We start from the raw sequence: 19,874 nt of genomic DNA on the forward strand, positions 1-19,874 counted from the left end.
ACAAGCCTCCGCCAGTCAATCCCAGCAAGCCAAAGCCCAGGTTCTCTCTCGACCAGCTGGAGCTCATCTATGTGTGATTTTCCCGGGACAGCCCTGCGCTTGCGGGAGAGGGGTGGGGAGAGGGTGTCTCCGCAACGGGATTTGCTGAAGCACGCCGAGAAAATCCCCCAGTGGACAGAACCCTCACCCGGCGCTCCGCGCCGACCTCTCCCGCAAGCGGGAGAGGTGCACCGCGTCCGCGGATCGACTTAGCCAGAACATAGAGGAAGTAGACATGATCGACATCGGCTTCATCGGACTTGGCACCATGGGACGGCCGATGGCCGGCCATCTCCTTAGCGCTGGCCATCGCGTTCTCCTGCATGATGTCGCGCCGGTGGCGCCCGAGCTGCTTGCGGCGGGCGGCGTTGCCTGCAACTCGGGCATGCAGGTTGCCGAGAAGGCGGATGCGGTCATCATCATGGTGCCGGACACGCCGCATGTGGAGGCCGTGCTGTTCGGCAAGGACGGCGTTGCCGCCAGCATCTCCAAGGGCAAGATCGTCGTCGACATGAGCTCGATCTCGCCGCTGGCGACCAAGGAGTTCGCCAGGAAGATCGAAGCGCTGGGCGCGGATTATCTCGACGCACCGGTGTCGGGCGGCGAGGTCGGCGCCAAGGCTGCGAGCCTCACCATCATGGTCGGCGGCCCCGAGCGCGCCTTCAACACGATGAAGCCGGTGTTCGATAAAATGGGCAAGAACGTCACCCGCGTCGGTGCCAATGGTGACGGGCAGACGACCAAGGTTGCCAACCAGATCATCGTTGCGCTGACGATCGGGGCGGTGAGCGAGGCGCTGCTGTTCGCATCGAAAGCTGGCGCAGATCCCGCGCTGGTCCGGCAGGCCCTGATGGGCGGGTTTGCCTCGTCACGGATTCTGGAAGTGCATGGCGAGCGCATGGTGAAGCGCAACTTCGATCCAGGCTTTCGTATCGAGCTGCACCAGAAGGATCTCAACCTCGCCCTCGAGGGCGCGCGTGCGCTCGGCCTGTCGCTGCCGAGCACGGCGGTGGCGCAGCAGCTGTTCTCGTGCTGCGCCGCGCATGGCGGCAAGGCCTGGGATCACTCCGCAATGCTGCGCGCGCTGGAACTGATGGCCGGCCACGAAATCGCCGCGCCGAGCGTTACTGGGTAACTCTTGTTGCGGCTGCTTTCATGGTTGGAACCGGAACAATGATGGGTTGCAGCGGTTGAAGGCGCACAACATTCACTGGAGACCGAGGACATGAAAACCCGTCTTGCGATTTCGTTGGCTGCCGCCTCGCTGCTGGCGTCGAGCGCAGCCTTTGCCCAGTCGACGACCGAAGAAGGCGCCAGGAGCGGAGCGCGTGCGGGCGGTGATATCGGCGGCCCGGTCGGCGCGATGGTCGGCGGCACCGTCGGTGCGGCCGTGGGTGCCGGCTTGGAAATCCCGAATGCGATTCTGGGCGGAATCCCGCGCGATAATTCAGTGGTGGTTCACGAGCGCGTCGTGGTCGGCGAGCCGCTGCCTCCGACCGTGGTGCTGCGCCCTGTGCCGAACTACACGGAGTACCGCTATGCGGTCGTGAACGACCGGCGCGTGATCGTCGAGCCGCGGACACGCCGCGTCGTCAAGATTATCGACTGATCGACGCGGGCATCGGCGAAACGGATCAGGCCCTGCGGAGCGTCACTCCGCGGGGCCTTCGCTTGTGACGGCCTGGCTTGCGCGAAAGCGCGTCATGACCCAATCGGCGGCAGCCGCGAGCGCAAAGCCGAAGCACGCCGTGAGCGCGTCGACCAGAAAATCCTCCAGCCGCGCATGACGCCCCGGCGCCCAAAACTGCATCAACTCGAGCAGTCCGATCAGGACCACCGCGACCCCTGCGGTGGCCAGGCGGCGGTGCGGATAGGCGAGGCCAAAAGCCAGTCCGAGCAGGACGAAGGCGAGCGCATGTTCGCCGTCCTGGCCGAGCTCGGAATGAGGCCGCAGGCCAGGCGGCCCGAGGGTTGAAAAAGTCACGGCGGCGGCGAGCAGCCAGGCAAAAGTGCGAACCAAAATGGACATCCGGTCCGCATAGCACGAATTTAGTTAATGACGAAACGTTAAAGCGGCTCGCGCACGCCGAGGCCGTGCATGAAGCGCTCACGGATCTGCACGGGATCGCGGCGGGTGGTGCCGACCCCAGGCTTGTCGTCGATGCGGACGGCGATCAGCCTCGGCTCGGAGGCGGACATCGCCTCTTCGACCAGGCGCTCGAAATCCTCCTCATCTGCGGCCCAGGCGCTGTTGGCGAGCCCCGAGCCGGCGGCGATGGCGACCACATCGGCGACGCCGGCGGCAGGCGTCGGCTGCGCGCCGGTGATCTGGTAGATGCCGTTATCCATCACAATCATGGTGAGGTTCTTCGGCTTCAACGCCGCAATCGTCGAGAGCGCGCCGAGCTGCATCAGCAGCGAGCCATCGCCCTCGAGCGCGAAGACGCGGCGCTCGGGCTGGGCCAGCGCCACGCCGAGCGCAATCGGGAAGGCGAGGCCCATGCTGCCGAGCATGTAGAAATTCTGCGGGCGGTGGCCGGCGGCCCAGAGATCGAAATTGGTGTTGCCGATGCCGCCGATCACGGCTTCCTCGTGCTTGAGCTTCGCGATCAGGCGCGAGGTGATATCGAACCGGTTCATGACTTTGGTGTTGCGCGTGTCCAAGTCTGCATTCATTTGAGCCGGCCTCACTTGTCGAAAACCTTGCCGCCGGTGAGCAGCGGGTTGAGGATCAGCGCCACCGGCGCCTGCGTGGTGACGGCCTGCTTGATCGAGCGGTCGGCGATGAATTCGAGCTCGTCGAGGCGGGTGATGGTGTGGTGCTCCAGCGCCAGTGAATCCAGCACCGGGCGCATGGTGCGGCAGACCAGGGACTGGCCGTAATTGAACTCGCCGAGCGTGCCGCGCTCGGAGACGAACATGATCAGCGGGATCTGGTAGGGCACCGCGAGCGAAGCCAGCACGTTGGCGAGCGTCGCAAAGCCGGAGGTCTGCATCAGCACCGCGCCGCGCCGTCCGCCCATCCAGGCGCCCGAGACGATGCCGACCGCCTCTTCCTCGCGAGCGGTGGCAAAGGTGGTGAAGGAGGGATCGGCATGCAGGTTCTTGATCAGCGGCGTCAGCACGCGGTCGGGCACGTAGGGGATCAGGCTGATCGCGTTCCGCTTCAGGGTTTGCAGGACGATGCCGTGCCAGGTTTTGTCGCCGGATGCCTGCGCCGCCTGGGGCGAGGCCTGCTGTTCCGCAATCGCCATTGCGTTCTCCCTTCAGCCGCGCGTGCTTCTTGGTCTTTGCCATTGTCTTAGGCGTCGTCTTAGCCGTCGCGGCGGTCTGCCGAACTTGACGGAGCGAGCGGGATTGTCAACATGTCCCGGCCGGCACCGTGATCTGCGCCTGACCGCCTGCGGTGGCCGGCGCCGCCATGTCATAGGTGGTAGCAACGACAAGAAGCGGGAGTGACGCATGGAGGGGGCGCGACGCGCTGGCCTTGCGGATCTCCTCGAGAGAGCCGGAAGGGTCCTGATGTCCGTCAACAGCAAGCGCGTCTTCTACGTCAAATATCTGGCCAATCCGATCTACATCGACATCCTGAAGGCGCGGCCCGATCTCCGGCTCGACCGCATCGAGAACGAGAGCCTCGAAGACTTCTATCTGCCGATCATCGAAGCGGCCCATGTCTACCAGATCGGCGCCGCCCGCGACGAGCTCGCGCCGCATTTTCATGTCGATGCCGCCTTCCTGAAGCGCACGCCGAACTTGCTGCTCGTCTCCAGCAATGGCGCGGGCTTCGACCCCGTTGACGTCGCGGCCTGCACGGATGCGGGCGTGCTCGTCGTCAACCAGTCCGGAGGCAATGCCCATTCGGTCGCCGAGCACGCGCTGGCGATGATGCTGACGCTATCCAAGCGCATCATCCAGTCCGACCGACGCCTGCGCCGCGAGCGCGACGTCAACCGTAACGAGCTGGTCGGCAACGAGGTCGAGGGCAAGACCGTCGGCATCGTCGGGCTCGGCAATGTCGGTCGCCGCATCGCCGCGCTGTGCAAGGGCCTGCTCGGCATGACGGTGCTGGCCTATGACCCGTACCTCACGGCCGAGGTCATGGCTAATCGGGGCGGGGAGAAGGTCGAGCTCGACGAGCTATTGCGCCGCGCCGATTTCGTCTCGATCTCATGTCCGCTCGACAAGGGCAGCCGCGGCATGATCGGCGTGCGCGAATTTGCACTGATGCAGCCGCATGCCTATTTCATCACCACGGCGCGCGGCTTCATCCACGACGAGGATGCGTTGCTCCAGGCGTTGCGCGACAAGCGCATCGCCGGCGCCGGCCTTGACGTCTGGTCCAAGGAGCCGCCCCCGCCGGAGCATCCGCTGCTCCAACTCGACAACGTGCTGGCAAGCCCGCACACCGCAGGCGTGACCATCGAGGCGCGCCGGAACATGGGCCGGATCGCCGCCGAACAGGTGTTGGACACGCTGGACGGCAAGCGCCCGCCGCGCATCATCAATCCCGAGGTCTGGCCGCGATACGCCGAGCGTTTCAAGCAGGCGTTCGGCGTGATGCCGGGGTAGGGACAGCCACATTGTCATTCCGGGGCGCGACGCAGTCACGAGCCCGGAATGATTTGTCCATTGTCCAAGCTGCCCGAGGATTCTCAGATGCGCAATTGCGCATCTTAGCTCGCGCTCCTCGCGCCCGGGATGACGCGGGCTGGAACCGCAGCCTGACCTTGATCCGCGTCAAAATCCCTCTCCCGCATCGAGGCTAAACAGGATTAGAGTGCCGCCGGGGAGAGCAGGAGGTCCCATGTCAACTTATGTCGTCAGGTTCATGAAGGACGTGCTCGGCGAGTACGGCCGGCAGATCGAGGTGTGCCAGGGCACGCTCGAGATCGACGCCTCCGATGAGGATGAAGCCAAGGAGCGGGCAAAGGCCAGGTTCTGCAAGGACCAGGCGTTGCATCATTGGTCCCTGCATGCCGACCGCATCCAGATAAGAGCGGCCGATTTTCCGTCCTGAAGCCTATCGGCCGGGAGCCGTTGCCGGCGGCGGCGCGGTTGCGCCGGTGCCGAGCGAGCGCTGCATCATGACGGTGTCGGACCAGCGGCCGTGGCGATAGGCGACACCGCACAACAAGCCGGCGCGCGCGAAGCCGAACTTCTCGTGTAGCGCCAGCGAGGGCGCGTTGTCGGCATCGATATATCCGATCATCTGGCGGAAGCCGGCCGCGGCACAGTTGTCGATCAACTCCTGGAGCAGCAGGCGTCCGACACCATGGCCGAGATAGTCGTGGTGCACATAGATCGAGTGCTTGGCCGTGTAGCGATAGGCGGGGCGCTTGCGGAACAGCACTGCATAGGCGTAACCCACCACCTCACCGCGAAAGGTCGCGACCAGGTGCGGCAGGCGGGTCTGCTTCAGGTTCTTGCGCCGGTCGCGCAAATCGTCCGGCTCCGGCGCGCCGGTTCCCTCGACGTCACGGGGCACCCCATTGCGGACGTGATGGCGGTAGATCGCCAGCATCGCCTCGATATCGGCCTCGCGTGAGGGCCGGACCAGGACCGGCTCGTCATCCGCGCGCATTGCGGCTGCATCGTTCATCGGCACTTACTCGGCAACGACATACGTATAGAGCCCGATGCGGCCGTTGGCGTCGACCTCCTTGTAGACGCCCTGGATTTCGACGTCGAAGCCCGGAAAAATATTGAAGCATACCTCGAACATCTTGAGGTATTCGACCATGGGCTTTGCCCGCTCCGTCAGCCGCTCGCCGGGCACAATGGTGGCGATGCCGGGCGGATAGACCACGAAAGGCGTGGTGGCGATGCGGCCCGCGATCGCCTCGATCGGCAAATAGTCGACGTCGTTGCGGAACAGGAAGCGAGCGGCATCGCGCGGCGACATCGCGATTTCCGGGATGTGCTCGGGCATGAACTGCCGCGATTGGAGCGCGCTGACGTCGGCGGCGCGGAAGAAGCGGTGCATCTCGCCGCAGAGATCGCGCAGCCGCATGCCGGCATAGCGCGCCTGCCGCCAATGGTAGAATTCGGGGATAGCGTCAGCCAGAAGCGCATTGTCGTCATGCAGCTTCTTGAAGGCGACGAGGCCCGAGATCAGCGTGCCGGCCTTGCTCGCCTCGACGCCCGGCGTGAGCAGGAAGAGCAGCGAGTTGAGGTCGTTCTTTTCGGGAACGATGCGGTTCTCGCGCAGATATTGCGCGACGACCGGCGCGGAAATGCCGTGCTCGGCGTAGGCGCCGGTGCTGCGGTCGAAGCCGGGGGTGAGCAGCGTCAGCTTGTTCGGATCGGTCGTGGCAAAGCCCTCGCTGAGGCCAGGGAAGCCGTGCCAGGTGCTGTCGGGCGAGAGCTGCCACAGCGCGGGATTGGTGGCGAGCTCGTCGGTGGAGAGCGTCTCCCAGGCAACGTTATGCGCAGCGCCCGGGCGGCTGACGTCGGGAATGGCGACACGATCGGGAACGAAGGGTTCGAAGAACCAGCGACGGTCGGGATTCTGCTCCTTCTCCTCGAACTCCCGGCGCATGGCGCGGATCTTCTTGCGCAGCTCGATGCCGAGCCGGATCGTATCGTCCCACAAAACCTCGCCGGAGCGGCCCTTCATCATCTGCGCACCGACGTCGAGCGAGGCGAACAGCGGATAGAACGGCGAGGTCGAAGCGTGCTGCATGAAACTCTCGTTGAAGCGGCGGTGCTCGACGCGCCGTTTCTGGCCGCGGATATGGCGGTCCTTAATGTGGATCTGCGAGGCCTGCGAAAAGCTCGCGAGCTGCTTGTGCGTCGATTGCGTCGCGATGATGCCGGGCGCTTCGGGGGGAAGGTTCGCCAGCCCCATGGCGAAGCGGCCTGCATAGAGCGGGTGGAATTTCATGAAGCCGGCCCAGGCCTCGTCGAACAGGATGTAGTCGCAGAGATGGCCGATGCGCTTCAAGATCATTTCGGCGCTGTGGATCGTGCCGTCATAGGTGCATTGCTCGACGACGGCGACGCGGAACGGACGCTCCTTGCGCCAGGCGTCGCGATCCTCGACCAGCGGATGATTGCGGATCGCTTCGCGTAAGGCTTTCTCCTCGAGCGCGTCCCAGCGCATCGGGCCAATCAGGCCCCAGGCGTTGCGGATAGTCGGCACGTCGACCGGGACGCCGCCATTGATCATCAGCGCGCCGTGATGGGCGGCCTTGTGGTTGTTGCGGTCGAACAGCACGAGGTCGCCGTCGGTGACGAGCGCGCCGAGCGCGATCTTGTTCGAGGTGGAGGTGCCGTTGAGCACGAAATAGGTCTTCTCCGCGCCGAAGATCGCGGCGGCTTCCTTTTGCGCCTTCAGCGCCGGGCCCTCATGGGTGAGGAGGTCGCCAAGGTCGAGCACGGAATTGTCGAGGTCGTCGCGGAACACGGACTCGCCGAGATGCTCGACGAAGACGCGCCCGATCGGGCTGCGATTGTAGAATACGCCGCCATTGTGGCCCGGACAGGTCCAGAGCTGGTTGCCTTCCTCGGCGTAGTCGACCAGCGCGCCGAAGAACGGCGTCTTCAGCGTCTCGGCATATTGCTTCAGTCGGCTGATCAGGTTTTTGGCGATGAAGGTCGGCGTTTCCTCGGACAGGAAGACATAGCCGTCGATGAAATCGAGCACCTCGACCGGCAAATCCTCGAAACGCTTGCGCCGGATCAGCAGGATGATTGGGAAGTCGAGTCCGCGGCGGCGCATCAGGTTGATCAGCGACGAGGTCTTGCCCTCCAGGCCCTTCTTGCCCCAGTCGATCACCATGCAGCCGATCGCGGCATCGGTCTGCACGGCCATCTCGGCATCCTCCAGCTTGCGAGCCCGGACCACCTCGAAGCCGGAGCGCTGAATCTCCTCGATGATCTGGTTGAAGCGGACGCCTTCGAGATCGTCGGCGTCGAACACAGGTGCGGCGAACAGGAAGTTGAAGCGCTTGAAATAGTCCATGTCATGTCCCGAATGTGCGAAGGAAACAGCTCTCGGCACATTCGATGACAATCAGATGACGGCGGATCGAGCCTGTCGGATGCGGCCCGGATGACCGGCGCTCAGCCAAGCAGCTTGTCCAGTGTGATCGGGAACCGGCGGATGCGCTTGCCGGTGGCGTGGTAGACGGCGTTTGCAATGGCCGCAGGGACGCCGACGATGCCGATCTCGCCAAGCCCCTTGACGCCAAGTGTGTTGATGTGCGCGTCCGGCTCGTCGACGAAGATCACGTCGATGTCGTGAACATCGGCATTCACGGGGATGTGGTACTCCGCGATGTTCGCGTTCATGATCCGGCCGAAGCGGTGGTCCATCACCGTTTCCTCGTGCAAGGCCATCCCGATCCCCCAGACAACACCGCCCATGATCTGGCTGCGGCCGGTCATGGTGTTGAGGATCCGCCCGGCCGCGACGGCGCTCACGATCCGCGTGACGCGAATGACGCCGAGCTGCTCATCGATCTTCACCTCGGCGAACACTGCCGAATGGGTATTGCGCGCGTGCTTCTTGTCTTCGTCGAACTGGTTGAGTTTCTCTTTCGCGATCGTTTCGATATTGCCATGACGCATCGCGTCGGCGATCGAGACCGCGCGGCTGTTGTCGTTGGACCTGGCAATGCTGCCGTCGATCAGGACCGTATCGGCCAACTCGGCGTTGGCGAGCGGCGAGCCAGGCATTTTCCCGGCCAGGCTCAGCAGCTCCTTGCGCACCTCCTCGGCCGCTGCGAGCACCGCATGTGCGCTCGAGGCGGCCATCCAGGAGCCGCCTTCGACCGGCGCCTGCGGCAGGGTAGAGTCGGCAAGCCTGACGCTGATGTTCTCGATTGGCAGGCCGAGCGCATCGGCGGCAACCTGCGCCACGACGGTGTAGGTGCCGGTGCCGATATCCGATGCGGCACAAGACACCTCGGCATGGCCGTTCGACGTCAGCGCGATACGGACTGCGACCGGCATCTGGAGGGCTTCCCACACGCCTGTCGCCATGCCCCAGCCGACCAGCTCATGGTCGTCGTGCATCGAACGCGGCGCGGGATTGCGCCGGCTCCAGCCGAAGGCCTCCGCGCCGCGGGCGTAGCATTCGCGCAGCTGCTTGCTGGTGTAGGGCAGGTTTTCGCTCTGGTCGCGATCCGAATAGCAATTCAGCCGCAGTTCGATCGGGTCGAGCTTGAGCGCGACGGCGAGTTCGTCCATGGCGCATTCGAGCGCGCAGACGCCGGAAGCGGCGCCTGGTGCGCGCATGTCGCAGGGCGTGGCAACATCGAGGTGGACCAGCTTGTGGGAGAAACTGCTGTTGGGGCTCCTATAAAGCTGTTCGGCCCAGCCGGTGTCGTTGCGGGCAAAATCCTCGTAGCGCGAGGTGACGGCGATGGCCTCGTGCGTGACCGCGTCGAGCGTACCGCCGGATTTTGCGCCGAGCCCGACGCGCTCGATCGTCATCGGACGGTAGCCGATCCCGTACATCTGCTGCCGCGTCAGCACGACGCGAACGGACCGCTTTAGCGCGAGCGCGGCGAGTGTTGCCAGCACCACCTGGTGTTGCGGCCGCAGGCCGGAGCCGAACGCGCCGCCGACATAGGGCGAGACCACGCGGATATCATCCGGCTTCTTGTCGAACACGGCGCAGAGAAATTTGTGGACGTTCTGGACGCCCTGCGTCTTGTCGTACACCGTGAGCTTGCCACCACCGTCGCAGACCGCTGTGGTCGCGAACAGCTCCATCGGGTTGTGATGCTCGGTCGGGATGACGTAGTCGGCCTCGTGGCGCACGGCCGCTCGAGCAAGGGCCGCTGCGCCGTCGCCTCGCGGCTTGAGCGGTTTGTCCATCTCGGCGGCGTTGCCGCGCTCGCCTTCGAGATCGGTTGCAAAGCCGTGCGGCTCATACTCGACACGTACGAGCGTGGCCGCGAATTTCGCAGTTTCCCAATCCTCCGCGACGACCAGTGCGATCGGCTGGCCGTTGAACTTGATCGTGTCGTCATACAGCGGACGGAACGGCGAGCCTTTCTCGGGCGCTACCTCGTCCTTCCAGGCCTGATCATTGCCCGCGAGCGGCGGACGGTTCGCATGCGTCAGCACGTCGAGCACACCGGTCACGTTCAGCGCTGCGTTGGTGTCGAGGCTGGCAATGCGCCCGCGTGGAATGGTGGCTTCGACGATGAAGCCGTGGACGAGCCCGTCAGCCGCGAATTCGCCGGCATATTTGGCGGCGCCGGTGACCTTGGCCCGGCCGTCGACGCGGGACGTTGGCGTTCCGACATAGGCGTTCATCGATCCCTCATGCGATCTTCTTGTGAGCCTGGGATTGCGGCGTGGCGTCCGCGGCCTGCGTCAGCGTCCGCACGATGGCGCGGCGCGCGAGCTCGATCTTGAAGCCGTTATGCGCCCGGGCGGTCGCGCCCTGAAGCAGCAGATCCGCAGCGTGCGAGAAATGATCCGGCGTTGCCGCCTTGCCGCGCAACGCCGCTTCGGCTTCGAGGCTGCGCCAGGGCTTGTGAGCCACGCCGCCGAGCGCCACGCGCGCCTGACGGATCGCGTTGCCGTCCAGATCGAGCGCGGATGCAACCGAGACCAGAGCAAAAGCATAAGACAGCCGGTCACGGATCTTCAGATAGCTGTAGTTCTGAGCAAAGCCGCGCGACGGCAGTTCGATGGCCGTAATGATCTCGCCGGCGCCAAGATTGGTGTCGACATGCGGCGTATCGCCGGGGAGCCGATGGAAATCGGTCAGCGCGATGGTGCGCTCGCCGGCGGGCCCGGCGATGTGCACCAGGGCATCAAGCGCGGCCAGGGCTACACTCATGTCGGACGGGTTGGTCGCGATGCAGGAGGCGTTGGTCCCGAGGATCGCATGGTTGCGATTGAGGCCGTCGAGTGCCGAACAGCCGCTGCCGGGATTCCGTTTGTTGCAGGGCGTCGCCGTGTCATAGAAATAGGCACAGCGCGTTCGCTGCATCAGATTGCCGCCGACGGAGGCCATGTTGCGCAATTGCGCCGAGGCGCCGGCCAGGATCGCGCTGGCGAGTAGGGGATAGCGCTGCTCGATCAGCGGATGGTAGGCGAGGTCGGAGTTTGGCACCAGGGCACCGATGCGCAGGCCGCCGTCGGCCGTCTCCTCCACGTTACGTAGCGGCAGGCGGGAAATGTCGATGAGCCGGGACGGACGCTCGACATTCTCCTTCATCAGGTCGATCAGGTTGGTGCCGCCGGCGATGAGCCTGGCGCCGGGATTGGCGGCCAGCAGGCGGATGGCATCGGTGACGTCAGTGGCGCGGGAGTACTGAAAATTGTTCATGGCCGGCCCATTGCCTGCTGGATGGCGGCGACGATGTTCGGATAGGCGCCGCAGCGGCAGAGATTTCCGCTCATCAGCTCCCGGATCTCGTCGGCGTCTCGGGCATGGCCCTCGGCGAGCAAGCCGGCCGCCGAACAAATCTGGCCCGATGTGCAATAACCGCACTGGAAGGCATCGTGGTCGATGAAGGCTTGCTGCAGCGGATGCAGCGTGCCGTCGCTGGCGAGGCCTTCGACGGTGGTGATTTCGGCGCCGTCCATCATGACCGCGAGCGTCAGGCAGGAATTGACGCGCCGGCCGTCCACCAGCACAGTGCAGGCGCCGCACTGACCATGATCGCAGCCCTTCTTGGTGCCGGTTAGCGCGAGATGATCGCGCAACGCATCCAGGAGCGTGGTCCAGGGTACGAGGTTGAGCGTGCGCCCGACGCCATTGACGACAAGATTGATCGGAATGCGTTCGGCGATCTGATGTGCGGCTTCGGCCATGTCGTTTTCCCTGCGAGGGGCTCGTGTTCCCTGCGATGGAGGCCGAGCCGGAGTCAGGCATGCTGACGCGAGGGCTCGTCGTCTCCGCTGACCAATAGCGCCCAACGGACGACCCGCGGCTTGGTTCCAGAGTCGGATTATCTCGCGGAGAAGCGGGTCAACGCTTCGTCTCGCCGAACACCACGGTCGGCACGGCGCGGTTGACGACCTCGCGCAGCGCGAAGCTCGATTGCACCCGCGCCACGCGCGGCAGGCGCGACAGTTCGGTGCGATGGATGCGCTCGAAATCCTGGATGTCGCGGGCAAGCACGATCAGGATGTAATCGTCGGTGCCCGACATCAGGAAGCAGCGCACCACGGACGGGCACTTTACCACCTCCGCCTCGAATGCCTTCAGTGCCTCGTCGCTCTGGCTCTCCAGCGCGATGCGCACCAGCACCGTTGTAGTAAGGCCGAACTGCGCCAGATCGAGCGCGGCCTGGTAGGCCTGGATATAACCGTCGTCCTCCAGCGCCTTCTGCCGCCGCGCCAGCGCCGTGCTCGACATCCCGACCTTGCTGGCAAGCTCGGTGTGGCTCGCCCGCGCATTGGCCGTGAGTTCCGCGAGGATGGCGAGATCTTTCCGGTCGAGGGCCAAGGTTTGGTTTCCAGCATGAAAGGGCTCTGCCACGCCCGAAACCGGCGTGGGGATGCCAAACCTAGCGGATATTTGCACGAAACCAAACCGGCCACGTCGCTACGATCACGAGGAGAATCAGAGACGTTGGAAGGAGCTCAAGATGCGTGTCGGTGTGCCGAGGGAAATCAAGGTGCAGGAATATCGCGTCGGGCTCACGCCCGGGGCGGTTCGCGAATATGTCGCGGCCGGGCACCAGGTGACGGTCGAGACCGGCGCCGGCAGCGGCATCGGCGCCTCGGATGATGTCTATCGGCGGGCAGGGGCCACCATCGCCGACAGCGCCGGCGACGTCTTCGCCAAGTCCGACATGATCGTGAAAGTGAAAGAGCCGCAGAAAAGCGAATGGCTTCAGCTTCGCGAAAACCAGATCCTGTTCACTTATCTTCACCTCGCGCCCGATCCCGAACAGGCCAAGGGCCTGCTCGCGTCCGGCTGCACCGCGATCGCCTATGAAACCGTCACCGACGCGGCCGGTCACCTCCCCCTGCTGGCGCCGATGAGCGAAGTCGCCGGCCGCCTCGCCATCGAGGCCGCCGGCGCCGCGCTCAAGCGTTCCGCCGGCGGTCGCGGCTTGCTGCTCGGCGGCGTGCCCGGCGTGCAGCCGGCGCGCGTGGTGGTGCTTGGCGGCGGCGTGGTGGGAACGCAGGCGGCGCGCATGGCCGCGGGGCTGGGCGCGGAGGTCACGGTAATTGACCGCTCAATTCCCCGGCTGCGCGAGCTCGATGATCTCTTCACGGGACGCGTGCGCACCCGCTTCTCGACCATCGAGTCGGTGGAGGAGGAGGTGTTCGCCGCCGATGTCGCCATCGGCGCAGTGCTGGTGCCGGGCGCCAGCGCACCAAAGCTCGTCACGCGCGAGATGCTGAAATCGATGCAGCCCGGCGCCGTGCTGGTCGACGTCGCGATCGACCAGGGCGGCTGCTTCGAGACCTCGCGCCCGACCACACATACTGATCCGACCTATGAGATCGACGGCGTCGTGCATTATTGCGTCGCCAACATGCCGGGCGCGGTGCCGGTGACGTCGAGCCAGGCGCTGAACAACGCGACGCTGCCGTTCGGATTGATGCTGGCCAACAAGGGCTTTGCAGCCGTGCTGGAAAATGTTCACTTGCGCAACGGGCTCAACGTCCATCGCGGCCGCATCACCAACAAGGCGGTGGCGGAGAGCCTGGGCCTGGAATGCGCGCCGGTCGGAGGCGGGCTGGCGGCGTAGACGTTATGTGGCGCTTGTTGGCGACGAACGCGTAGGAGCTCTTGTAGTCGGAGTAGATTCGAACACGCGGCTTGGGCATGGCAACCCTCTAGCGATCTCACGGGCGATCCGGCGGCGTTATCTGGCGTTGTAGCCGGCTCCTGGGTCGCCAAATCGCTCAAAAGAAGAAAACTATTGCCGCGGGCATCTCAGGCGGAAGGAGTTTTCTCTCCGTGGGGCAAAAACGCCAATCGCTTCCATTGCTGTTTGGGGCCGAAACGACGACATTTCCGGGACAGATTGATGGATTGGCCTTGCTATGGAACGCACTGGATTTGAGCCCTTCGGCGAGCGCCTGGTGTCCGCGACGGACACCCAGCCGCAGTCGCGCACGTCAAAGCTGCTGCTGCGGGCCGGCACTGGCCTGTTCTGGTCGCTGGTGGCGGGAATCGTGCTGGCGCGTGCGGCTTTCTTTGAGCCGGGCGTCTATGACGGCTTCAGCCGCGTGGCCTCGCTCGCCAGAAGCCTGATCTTCTGAGGCCAGCCTAGTTTCTGAGGCGAACCATCCCGGCTGAGGATAGAACTTCCCCTCGGTCCTGATATGTCGAAAACATATTTCCCAATCGGACGGCGCTGCGTATAAATCCTTCTCCTCCGGGAGAGATTTGTGTCGCAGAATCAAGCATCCAGTTCGGCCGAGGCCAAGCCGACCACCGCCGCAAGCCGCATTGTTGCGCTGATTCCCGGCATTCTCCTCTGCATCGTTGTGGCCGGCGTTTCGGCCCTCTTGGAGCGGGCGGAGCTGGGCGTGTTCGAGCACCCCTATGTCGAGGCGCTGGTGATGGCGATCCTGCTCGGCATGGCGCTGCGCAGCTTCTGGAAGCCCGCGCCGCGCTGGCAGGCCGGCATCGCCTTCAGCGCCAAGCAGCTGCTCGAAGTCGCAGTGATGCTGCTGGGGGCCTCCATCAGCTTCGCCGCAATTGCCGCCTCGGGTGTTGCGCTGCTGGCATCGATCGCTGCTGTGGTCGTGGTCGCGCTCAGCGTGTCCTTTGGCCTCAGTCGAATGCTCGGCCTCTCGACGCGGCTGTCGATCCTGATCGCCTGCGGCAACTCGATCTGCGGCAATTCGGCGATTGCAGCCGTGGCGCCGATCATCGGCGCCAACAACGACGAGATCGCATCCTCGATCTCCTTCACCGCGATCCTCGGCGTGATGATGGTGCTGGGCCTGCCGCTGCTGATTCCGCTGCTGCAACTGTCCGCCACGCAATACGGCATCCTCGCGGGCCTCACCGTCTACGCCGTGCCGCAGGTGCTGGCGGCGACGGTGCCGGCGGGCCTCGTCTCGACGCAGATCGGCACGCTGGTCAAGCTGATGCGCGTGTTGATGCTGGGGCCGGTCGTCGTCGGCCTCTCGCTGGTCGTCTCGCGTTGGCAGACCGGCGCCAAGAAGACCAATGTCGGTTTCTTCCGCTTAGTCCCGTGGTTCATCCTCGGCTTCCTCGCGCTTGCGACGTTGCGCTCGCTGGAAATCGTGCCTGGCACCGTGGTGGGCCCGGTGACGAAGATCACGAGCTTTCTCACGGTGGTGTCGATGGCGGCGCTAGGCCTCGGCGTCGACGTCCGCGTGCTCGCCAATGTCGGCGGCCGCGTCACAGCCGCAGTGACACTGTCGCTGATGCTGCTGCTCGGCATCAGCATCGCGCTGGTGCACTGGTTCAAGTGAAGGGGCGAACTGCTGCCGCGAACTCGTCTTCCTTCTCCCCTTGTGGGAGAAGGTGGCGCGCTTTGGAGCGCAATTGCGCTCCTGAGCGCGTCGGATGAGGGGTCTCTGTCCGCGCACACTTCTCTCGAAGCTCGAACTCGAGGACAGAACCCCTCGGCGCTTCGCGCCACCTTCTCCCACAAAGGGAGAAGGGAAGGCACCGCGCAAGCGTTGAAGAAGAAGAGCTAAATCACATCCGCCAGCGAGTGCCCGTGCAGCTCGATGTTCAGCCCCTGCATGCCGAGATCGGTGATCTCGCCGCCCATCGCCTTGATGCTTTCCTCACGGATCAGCGACATCAATCCGCGGCGCAGCGCCAGGAACTCAGAGGACATCATCATCGACTGCTGTCGCGGGCGCTCCAGCGGGATGGGAATTTCGGCCTTGATCGAGCCGGGACGCGCGGTCATGCAGTAGATGCGGTCGGACAGGAAGATCGCCTCGTCGATGTCGTGGGTGACGAACAGCACCGAGATCTTCAGGCGCTGCCACATGTTGGTGAGGATCTGCTGCATGATGACGCGGGTCTGTGCGTCGAGCGCGCCGAAGGGCTCATCTAACAGCAGCACCTTCGGCCCCGTCGCGAGTGCGCGGACGATGCCGACGCGCTGCTTCATGCCACCGGAGAGCTTTTCCGGATAGTGCTTCTCGAAGGCGTCCAAGCCGGCAAGCCCAAGCAGGGTGCGGGCCGCGCGCTCGCGCTGCGAACGCGCCATGCCGCGCATCTTCAGGCCGAACTCGACATTCTCCCGCACCGTCTTCCAGGGAAACAGCGAATATTGCTGGAACACCATGCCGCGCTCGGCGCTGGGGCCGTTGACCCTTTCGCCGTCGACGGTGACGACGCCCGTGGTCGGCTTGAGGAAACCGGCGACGGCATTGAGCAGCGTTGACTTTCCGCAGCCTGAGGGGCCGACGATCGAGACGAACTCACCCGGGTTGACATGAATCTGCGTGTCGGTGACCGCCTCAACCGGTCCCTCGATACTGTCGTAGCTGAGCGAGAAATTCTTGACCTCGATATGGCCCTGCGGTGCTTTGATCAGGATCTCGCTCATTTCAGCCTCCACGGCATCACCAACTGCCCCGCGCACCTGATGAGCATGCTCGATCCGAGGCCGAGCACGCCGATCGCGATCATGCCGAGCGCGATGTCGGCATACTGGACCAGCGAATAGGCCTCCCAGGTGAAATAGCCGATGCCGTACTGGCCCGAGATCATCTCGGCCGCGATCAGCGACACCCATGCCACGCCCATGCCGACGGTGAGGCCGGTGAAAATGTGCGGCAACGAAGCCGGGAAATACACCTCACGAAAGATCGCGCGTTCGCGCGCGCCGAGACATTGCGCTGCGCGCACCAGCACGGGATCGACCAGCGACATGCCGTGCAGCGTGTTGACCAGGATCGGGAAGAATGAGCCGAGGAAGGTGATGTAGACGATGCTCTGCTCGTTGGTCGGCCACAGCATGATCGCCATCGGGACCCATGCGATCGCCGGGATCGGCCGCAGCACCTCTGCCACCGGGAAGACGAACTCATGGACCAGCTTGAAGCGGCCCATGATCAGGCCGAGCGGTACGCCGACGATGGCCGCGAGCGAAAAGCCGATGAAGATGCGCCGGCAGCTCAGCACGATGTGCATCAGGAATTTCGGATCGTGGATCGCCTTGGTGAAACTCGCATAGACCGCGAGCGGCGAGGGCACGTTGGTGAAGCGCACGAAGAACACGACGCGATAGGTCGTGAGCAGGTGCCAAACCAGCAGGAAGGCGAGCAGCGAGATGATGCCGATCGCGATCGCGCGCAGTCCCGCCCGGTTGAGCCGATACCAGCGCAGCGCGAGCGTGCCGAAGGAGGGCGCCGCCGTGGCCGCTGCGGCGGGCGCGGGGCCCGCCTCGTCGATTGCAGTTGTTGCCGGCATGCTGTCCTCGGACTGTCTGAGGATGGCGGGACTGCTCACGTCTTGCCTCCGCTGACTGCCGCCTTCACCGCGTCGTCGAACCCGAGCACCTTGCCGCTGATCTTGGCCGCATAGGCTTCGGCATCCTTTTTCAGCAGGAAGGGTGCGACATCGCCATTGCCGACCGCGAAGAAGGCCTGGTCGGCGAACAGCTTGATGCCGCGGGTGGTATCGAAGACGTAGGCGATGTTGATCTTCTTGCCCTTGGCCTTGAAGTCGGCATAGGCCCCTAACGTGCAGCTGGCAGACGAGAAGGCCAGGATGCCGGCCTCGTCGACCCAGACTTCACCAGACTTGCGCGGATCGGAGATCGGCTTCTTGCAGAAGCTGTCCTCGCCCGAGATTTCGTAGTTCCTGGTGCTGCCGAGCTGGGCGTCATAGTCGAGCTTCATCTCGGCATAGGCCTTGCGGATGTAGCTGTCGTCGACCCATTTTTTGGGATCGAACTCCTTCATGCGGCCGAGGTTTTGCAGCACCTTGACGTCGGCGGTCGCAGCATCGATCAGCGCCGGCCTGATCGAAGGATCGGTTGTCATGTTGCCGCTGGGACCGAGAAAGATGTAGACGACCTCCTTGCTGATGCCGGTCCACTCCTGGATCTTTTCAGCAGCGAGTTTTGGATCGTCGCGGAGCCACTGATTGGCGGCGGCGACTGCCTTCAGATAGGCGACGACGACTTCCGGGTATTTTTCCGCGAAATCGGTGCGGACCACGATGCCGTGGAAGGTCGGCAGATTGGTCTCGACGCCATCGAAGATCTTTCGTGCAAAGCCGCGGAACGGCAGCAACTCGGCGAAGGGAACGAAGTCGGCATGCGCGTCGATCTTCTTTTCCTGGAGATTGGTCGAGCCGACTTCGGGGCTCTGGCTGACGAGCTGGAAGAAGTCGGATGCGTAGCCGCGGTCCTGCATCGCCTTCAGCACCATGCCGTGCGCGGCGGATCCGAAGGGCACGCTGACGAGCTTGCCTTTGAGATCGGCGAGATCGTAGTAGGGCGACTCCTTGTGAACGACGATGCCGTTGCCGGAACCCGACAGGCTGTAGGCGGCAATGCCGATCAGGCGGCTCTTGCTCTCGGGGTTGCTGTCGAAAGTGAAGCCGTTCACGATCAGCGGATAGTCGCCCATCATGCCGATCTGCAGCTTGTTCGCCATCATCGCGTTGGTGACGGGCGGGCCGGAGGTGAAATTCTGCCACTCCAGCTCGAACTTGATGTTGGCGTATTTGCCGTCCTTCGGCAGGTATTTTTCGAGGAGATGCAGCTGGCGGATGACGACGCCGGCGGTCACCGTGTTGGTCGTGGTGTCCTGCGTTCCAATGCCGAGCGTCACCGTTTCCGCCCAGGCCGGCTGCGCGAGGAGTAGCGCCAGCGACGTCACCGACGTCGCGATCGAGAGCGTGGGAAGATGGCGAACCATTCTCATCCTCATTCGGTTGGATGTGCTGTGGTTGCCATGATTGGGTGAGGGCGCGGACAGGGCAAATCCGGAATGGGCGTTGCAGTCGATTAGTTGCCGGGAAAAGCTGATTGCATACTCCTTGGGCAGTCCTGCATTATAAAGCCGCTTGCCTGGGCACCGACCCCGGTTGCAGGCCTTCTAGTCAGAGCCTTGTCCACGCATCTCCTCCAGCACGTCCGGCCGGCAGACCACGATCTGGGAGCGCTTGGTCAGCACGATTCCCTTCTCCTGCATCCGCTTCAGGCTGATCGTGACCCATTGCCTGGTGGCGCCGACCATGTGGGCGATGTCGGCGTGGGTGAAGGCCGCCGCGATCACCCGGCCGTCGGCATCCTCGACGCCGTAGAGTTCGACCAGGTGCAGCAGCAGATGCGCCAGCCGCTGCGTGATCGAGCGCGTGCCTAGCATCTGGGCGAGGGCCGAATAACACTTGCCCTTGAAGGTCAGGCCCTCGATCAGGCCGATCGCCAGGTTCGGGATCTCCATGGCGAGCGTGCGCAGTTCTTTTCCGGGCAGGTGCACGACGCTGCAATTGCTGGATGCAACGCCGGACCATTGATGCACCGTGCCTTCGAACACTTCGGGCCCGCCGACGAAATTGCCGACATGCCAGTAGGCCAGCGTGATCTCGCGCCCCAATGGGGAGGTGTAGAACACGCGGATGCGGCCGCTCTCGATCAGCCAGATGCCGTCATGCTTGCCGCCCTGGCTGAACAGCGTCTGGCCGCGATTGAGCACTTTGCGGCGGCCCTGCTTCAGCACCAGCTCCCGCTCGCGCTGGCTGAGCTTGTCCATCAGCGGCGGCGGCCCGCCGATCCATTGCTGGTTCTCGGTGAGCAACAGCGATGAGCCGCCGGCAGGCCGGACCGTTGCGGGAACCGTCCCGCGAACCACATTGGCCGCCTGCAACATCTTCTGCCTCCGGAACGTTCAAATCGTTCTAAAGCTGAGCAATGTCCGTGCCAGATGGGCGGAGGGTCGGATGGGCG

General features: G+C 64.2%; 20 protein-coding genes. 7 read left to right on the plus strand and 13 right to left on the minus strand.

Annotation, left to right across the window (positions count from 1 at the left end; translation table 11 throughout):
* Nucleotides 1-259: 259 nt before the first annotated feature.
* A complete protein-coding gene (locus IVA82_RS31955) occupies nucleotides 260-1,174 on the plus strand; it encodes a 2-hydroxy-3-oxopropionate reductase (RefSeq protein WP_346658817.1) in 915 nt (304 codons plus the stop codon).
* A gap of 90 nt (nucleotides 1,175-1,264) precedes the next feature.
* Nucleotides 1,265-1,648 (plus strand): DUF1236 domain-containing protein, encoded by a 384-nt coding sequence (locus tag IVA82_RS31960; RefSeq protein ID WP_247391040.1) that lies wholly within the window; start codon nucleotides 1,265-1,267, stop codon nucleotides 1,646-1,648.
* A 42-nt stretch (nucleotides 1,649-1,690) separates the two neighbouring features.
* Here IVA82_RS31960 and IVA82_RS31965 read toward each other — a convergent pair whose 3' ends face one another.
* From IVA82_RS31965 to IVA82_RS31975, 3 genes are read right to left on the minus strand one after another with little or no spacing between them, the layout of a single operon-like run.
* The gene (locus IVA82_RS31965) at nucleotides 1,691-2,068 is read right to left on the minus strand and encodes a VanZ family protein (RefSeq protein ID WP_247391038.1); all 378 of its coding nucleotides are present in this window, start codon (nucleotides 2,066-2,068) and stop codon (nucleotides 1,691-1,693) included.
* Between the two features lie 38 nt (nucleotides 2,069-2,106).
* Nucleotides 2,107-2,715, minus strand: coding sequence for a thiamine pyrophosphate-dependent enzyme (locus IVA82_RS31970; RefSeq protein ID WP_247391037.1), 609 nt, complete (start codon nucleotides 2,713-2,715; stop codon nucleotides 2,107-2,109).
* Between the two features lie 11 nt (nucleotides 2,716-2,726).
* A complete protein-coding gene (locus IVA82_RS31975; protein WP_247493690.1) occupies nucleotides 2,727-3,293 on the minus strand; it encodes a thiamine pyrophosphate-binding protein in 567 nt (188 codons plus the stop codon).
* A gap of 268 nt (nucleotides 3,294-3,561) precedes the next feature.
* Between IVA82_RS31975 and IVA82_RS31980 the strand changes: the two genes are divergently transcribed.
* Together IVA82_RS31980 and IVA82_RS31985 are read left to right on the plus strand one after the other, a co-directional pair.
* Nucleotides 3,562-4,611, plus strand: coding sequence for a hydroxyacid dehydrogenase (locus IVA82_RS31980; protein WP_247391029.1), 1,050 nt, complete (start codon nucleotides 3,562-3,564; stop codon nucleotides 4,609-4,611).
* Between the two features lie 235 nt (nucleotides 4,612-4,846).
* Nucleotides 4,847-5,059: a hypothetical protein gene (locus IVA82_RS31985; protein WP_187435889.1), complete on the plus strand. Its 213-nt coding sequence runs from the start codon at nucleotides 4,847-4,849 to the stop codon at nucleotides 5,057-5,059.
* Nucleotides 5,060-5,062: 3 nt separating this feature from the next.
* On the opposite strand, the gene IVA82_RS31990 is transcribed toward IVA82_RS31985, so the two are convergent.
* The 6 genes from IVA82_RS31990 to IVA82_RS32015 all read right to left on the minus strand — a co-directional run bounded on the left by IVA82_RS31990 (nucleotide 5,063) and on the right by IVA82_RS32015 (nucleotide 12,460).
* Complete coding sequence (locus tag IVA82_RS31990; RefSeq protein ID WP_247391028.1) at nucleotides 5,063-5,641, minus strand: GNAT family N-acetyltransferase; 579 nt, start codon at nucleotides 5,639-5,641, stop codon at nucleotides 5,063-5,065.
* Between the two features lie 6 nt (nucleotides 5,642-5,647).
* Nucleotides 5,648-8,005: an Orn/Lys/Arg decarboxylase N-terminal domain-containing protein gene (locus IVA82_RS31995; RefSeq protein ID WP_247391027.1), complete on the minus strand. Its 2,358-nt coding sequence runs from the start codon at nucleotides 8,003-8,005 to the stop codon at nucleotides 5,648-5,650.
* A 101-nt stretch (nucleotides 8,006-8,106) separates the two neighbouring features.
* Entirely contained in the window at nucleotides 8,107-10,311 is a 2,205-nt protein-coding gene (locus IVA82_RS32000) for a xanthine dehydrogenase family protein molybdopterin-binding subunit (RefSeq protein WP_247391026.1), read from the minus strand.
* Between the two features lie 7 nt (nucleotides 10,312-10,318).
* Nucleotides 10,319-11,335, minus strand: coding sequence for a xanthine dehydrogenase family protein subunit M (locus IVA82_RS32005; RefSeq protein ID WP_247391025.1), 1,017 nt, complete (start codon nucleotides 11,333-11,335; stop codon nucleotides 10,319-10,321).
* Nucleotides 11,332-11,823: a (2Fe-2S)-binding protein gene (locus IVA82_RS32010; protein ID WP_247391024.1), complete on the minus strand. Its 492-nt coding sequence runs from the start codon at nucleotides 11,821-11,823 to the stop codon at nucleotides 11,332-11,334. Before IVA82_RS32010 ends, IVA82_RS32005 begins: the two co-directional genes overlap by 4 nt.
* A 157-nt stretch (nucleotides 11,824-11,980) precedes the next feature.
* Nucleotides 11,981-12,460 carry an Lrp/AsnC family transcriptional regulator gene (locus tag IVA82_RS32015; RefSeq protein WP_247493691.1) on the minus strand — a complete coding sequence of 160 codons (480 nt, stop codon included), beginning with the start codon at nucleotides 12,458-12,460 and terminating at the stop codon, nucleotides 11,981-11,983.
* Nucleotides 12,461-12,602: 142 nt separating this feature from the next.
* Here IVA82_RS32015 and ald point away from each other — a divergent pair, with 142 nt between their 5' ends.
* From ald to IVA82_RS32030, 3 genes are all read left to right on the plus strand, one after another.
* A complete protein-coding gene (gene ald / locus IVA82_RS32020) occupies nucleotides 12,603-13,718 on the plus strand; it encodes an alanine dehydrogenase (RefSeq protein ID WP_247391020.1) in 1,116 nt (371 codons plus the stop codon).
* Nucleotides 13,719-14,016: 298 nt separating this feature from the next.
* Nucleotides 14,017-14,235, plus strand: a complete 219-nt coding sequence (locus IVA82_RS32025) for a hypothetical protein (RefSeq protein WP_247391019.1) — start codon at nucleotides 14,017-14,019, stop codon at nucleotides 14,233-14,235.
* Nucleotides 14,236-14,364: 129 nt separating this feature from the next.
* Entirely contained in the window at nucleotides 14,365-15,423 is a 1,059-nt protein-coding gene (locus IVA82_RS32030; protein WP_247391017.1) for a putative sulfate exporter family transporter, read from the plus strand.
* A gap of 224 nt (nucleotides 15,424-15,647) precedes the next feature.
* Here the strand turns inward: IVA82_RS32030 and IVA82_RS32035 are convergent, their stop codons facing one another.
* The 4 genes from IVA82_RS32035 to IVA82_RS32050 form a co-directional block, all read right to left on the minus strand.
* Nucleotides 15,648-16,520, minus strand: a complete 873-nt coding sequence (locus IVA82_RS32035) for an ABC transporter ATP-binding protein (RefSeq protein WP_247391015.1) — start codon at nucleotides 16,518-16,520, stop codon at nucleotides 15,648-15,650.
* Nucleotides 16,517-17,386 carry an ABC transporter permease gene (locus tag IVA82_RS32040; protein WP_247391046.1) on the minus strand — a complete coding sequence of 290 codons (870 nt, stop codon included), beginning with the start codon at nucleotides 17,384-17,386 and terminating at the stop codon, nucleotides 16,517-16,519. Before IVA82_RS32040 ends, IVA82_RS32035 begins: the two co-directional genes overlap by 4 nt.
* A gap of 35 nt (nucleotides 17,387-17,421) precedes the next feature.
* Nucleotides 17,422-18,843, minus strand: a complete 1,422-nt coding sequence (locus IVA82_RS32045) for an ABC transporter substrate-binding protein (protein ID WP_247391012.1) — start codon at nucleotides 18,841-18,843, stop codon at nucleotides 17,422-17,424.
* 180 nt (nucleotides 18,844-19,023) lie between these two features.
* Nucleotides 19,024-19,797 (minus strand): Crp/Fnr family transcriptional regulator, encoded by a 774-nt coding sequence (locus IVA82_RS32050; protein ID WP_247391010.1) that lies wholly within the window; start codon nucleotides 19,795-19,797, stop codon nucleotides 19,024-19,026.
* Nucleotides 19,798-19,874: the final 77 nt, after the last annotated feature.

Source organism: Bradyrhizobium sp. 142 (genome assembly GCF_023074015.1).
In the GTDB taxonomy this organism is placed as follows: domain Bacteria; phylum Pseudomonadota; class Alphaproteobacteria; order Rhizobiales; family Xanthobacteraceae; genus Bradyrhizobium.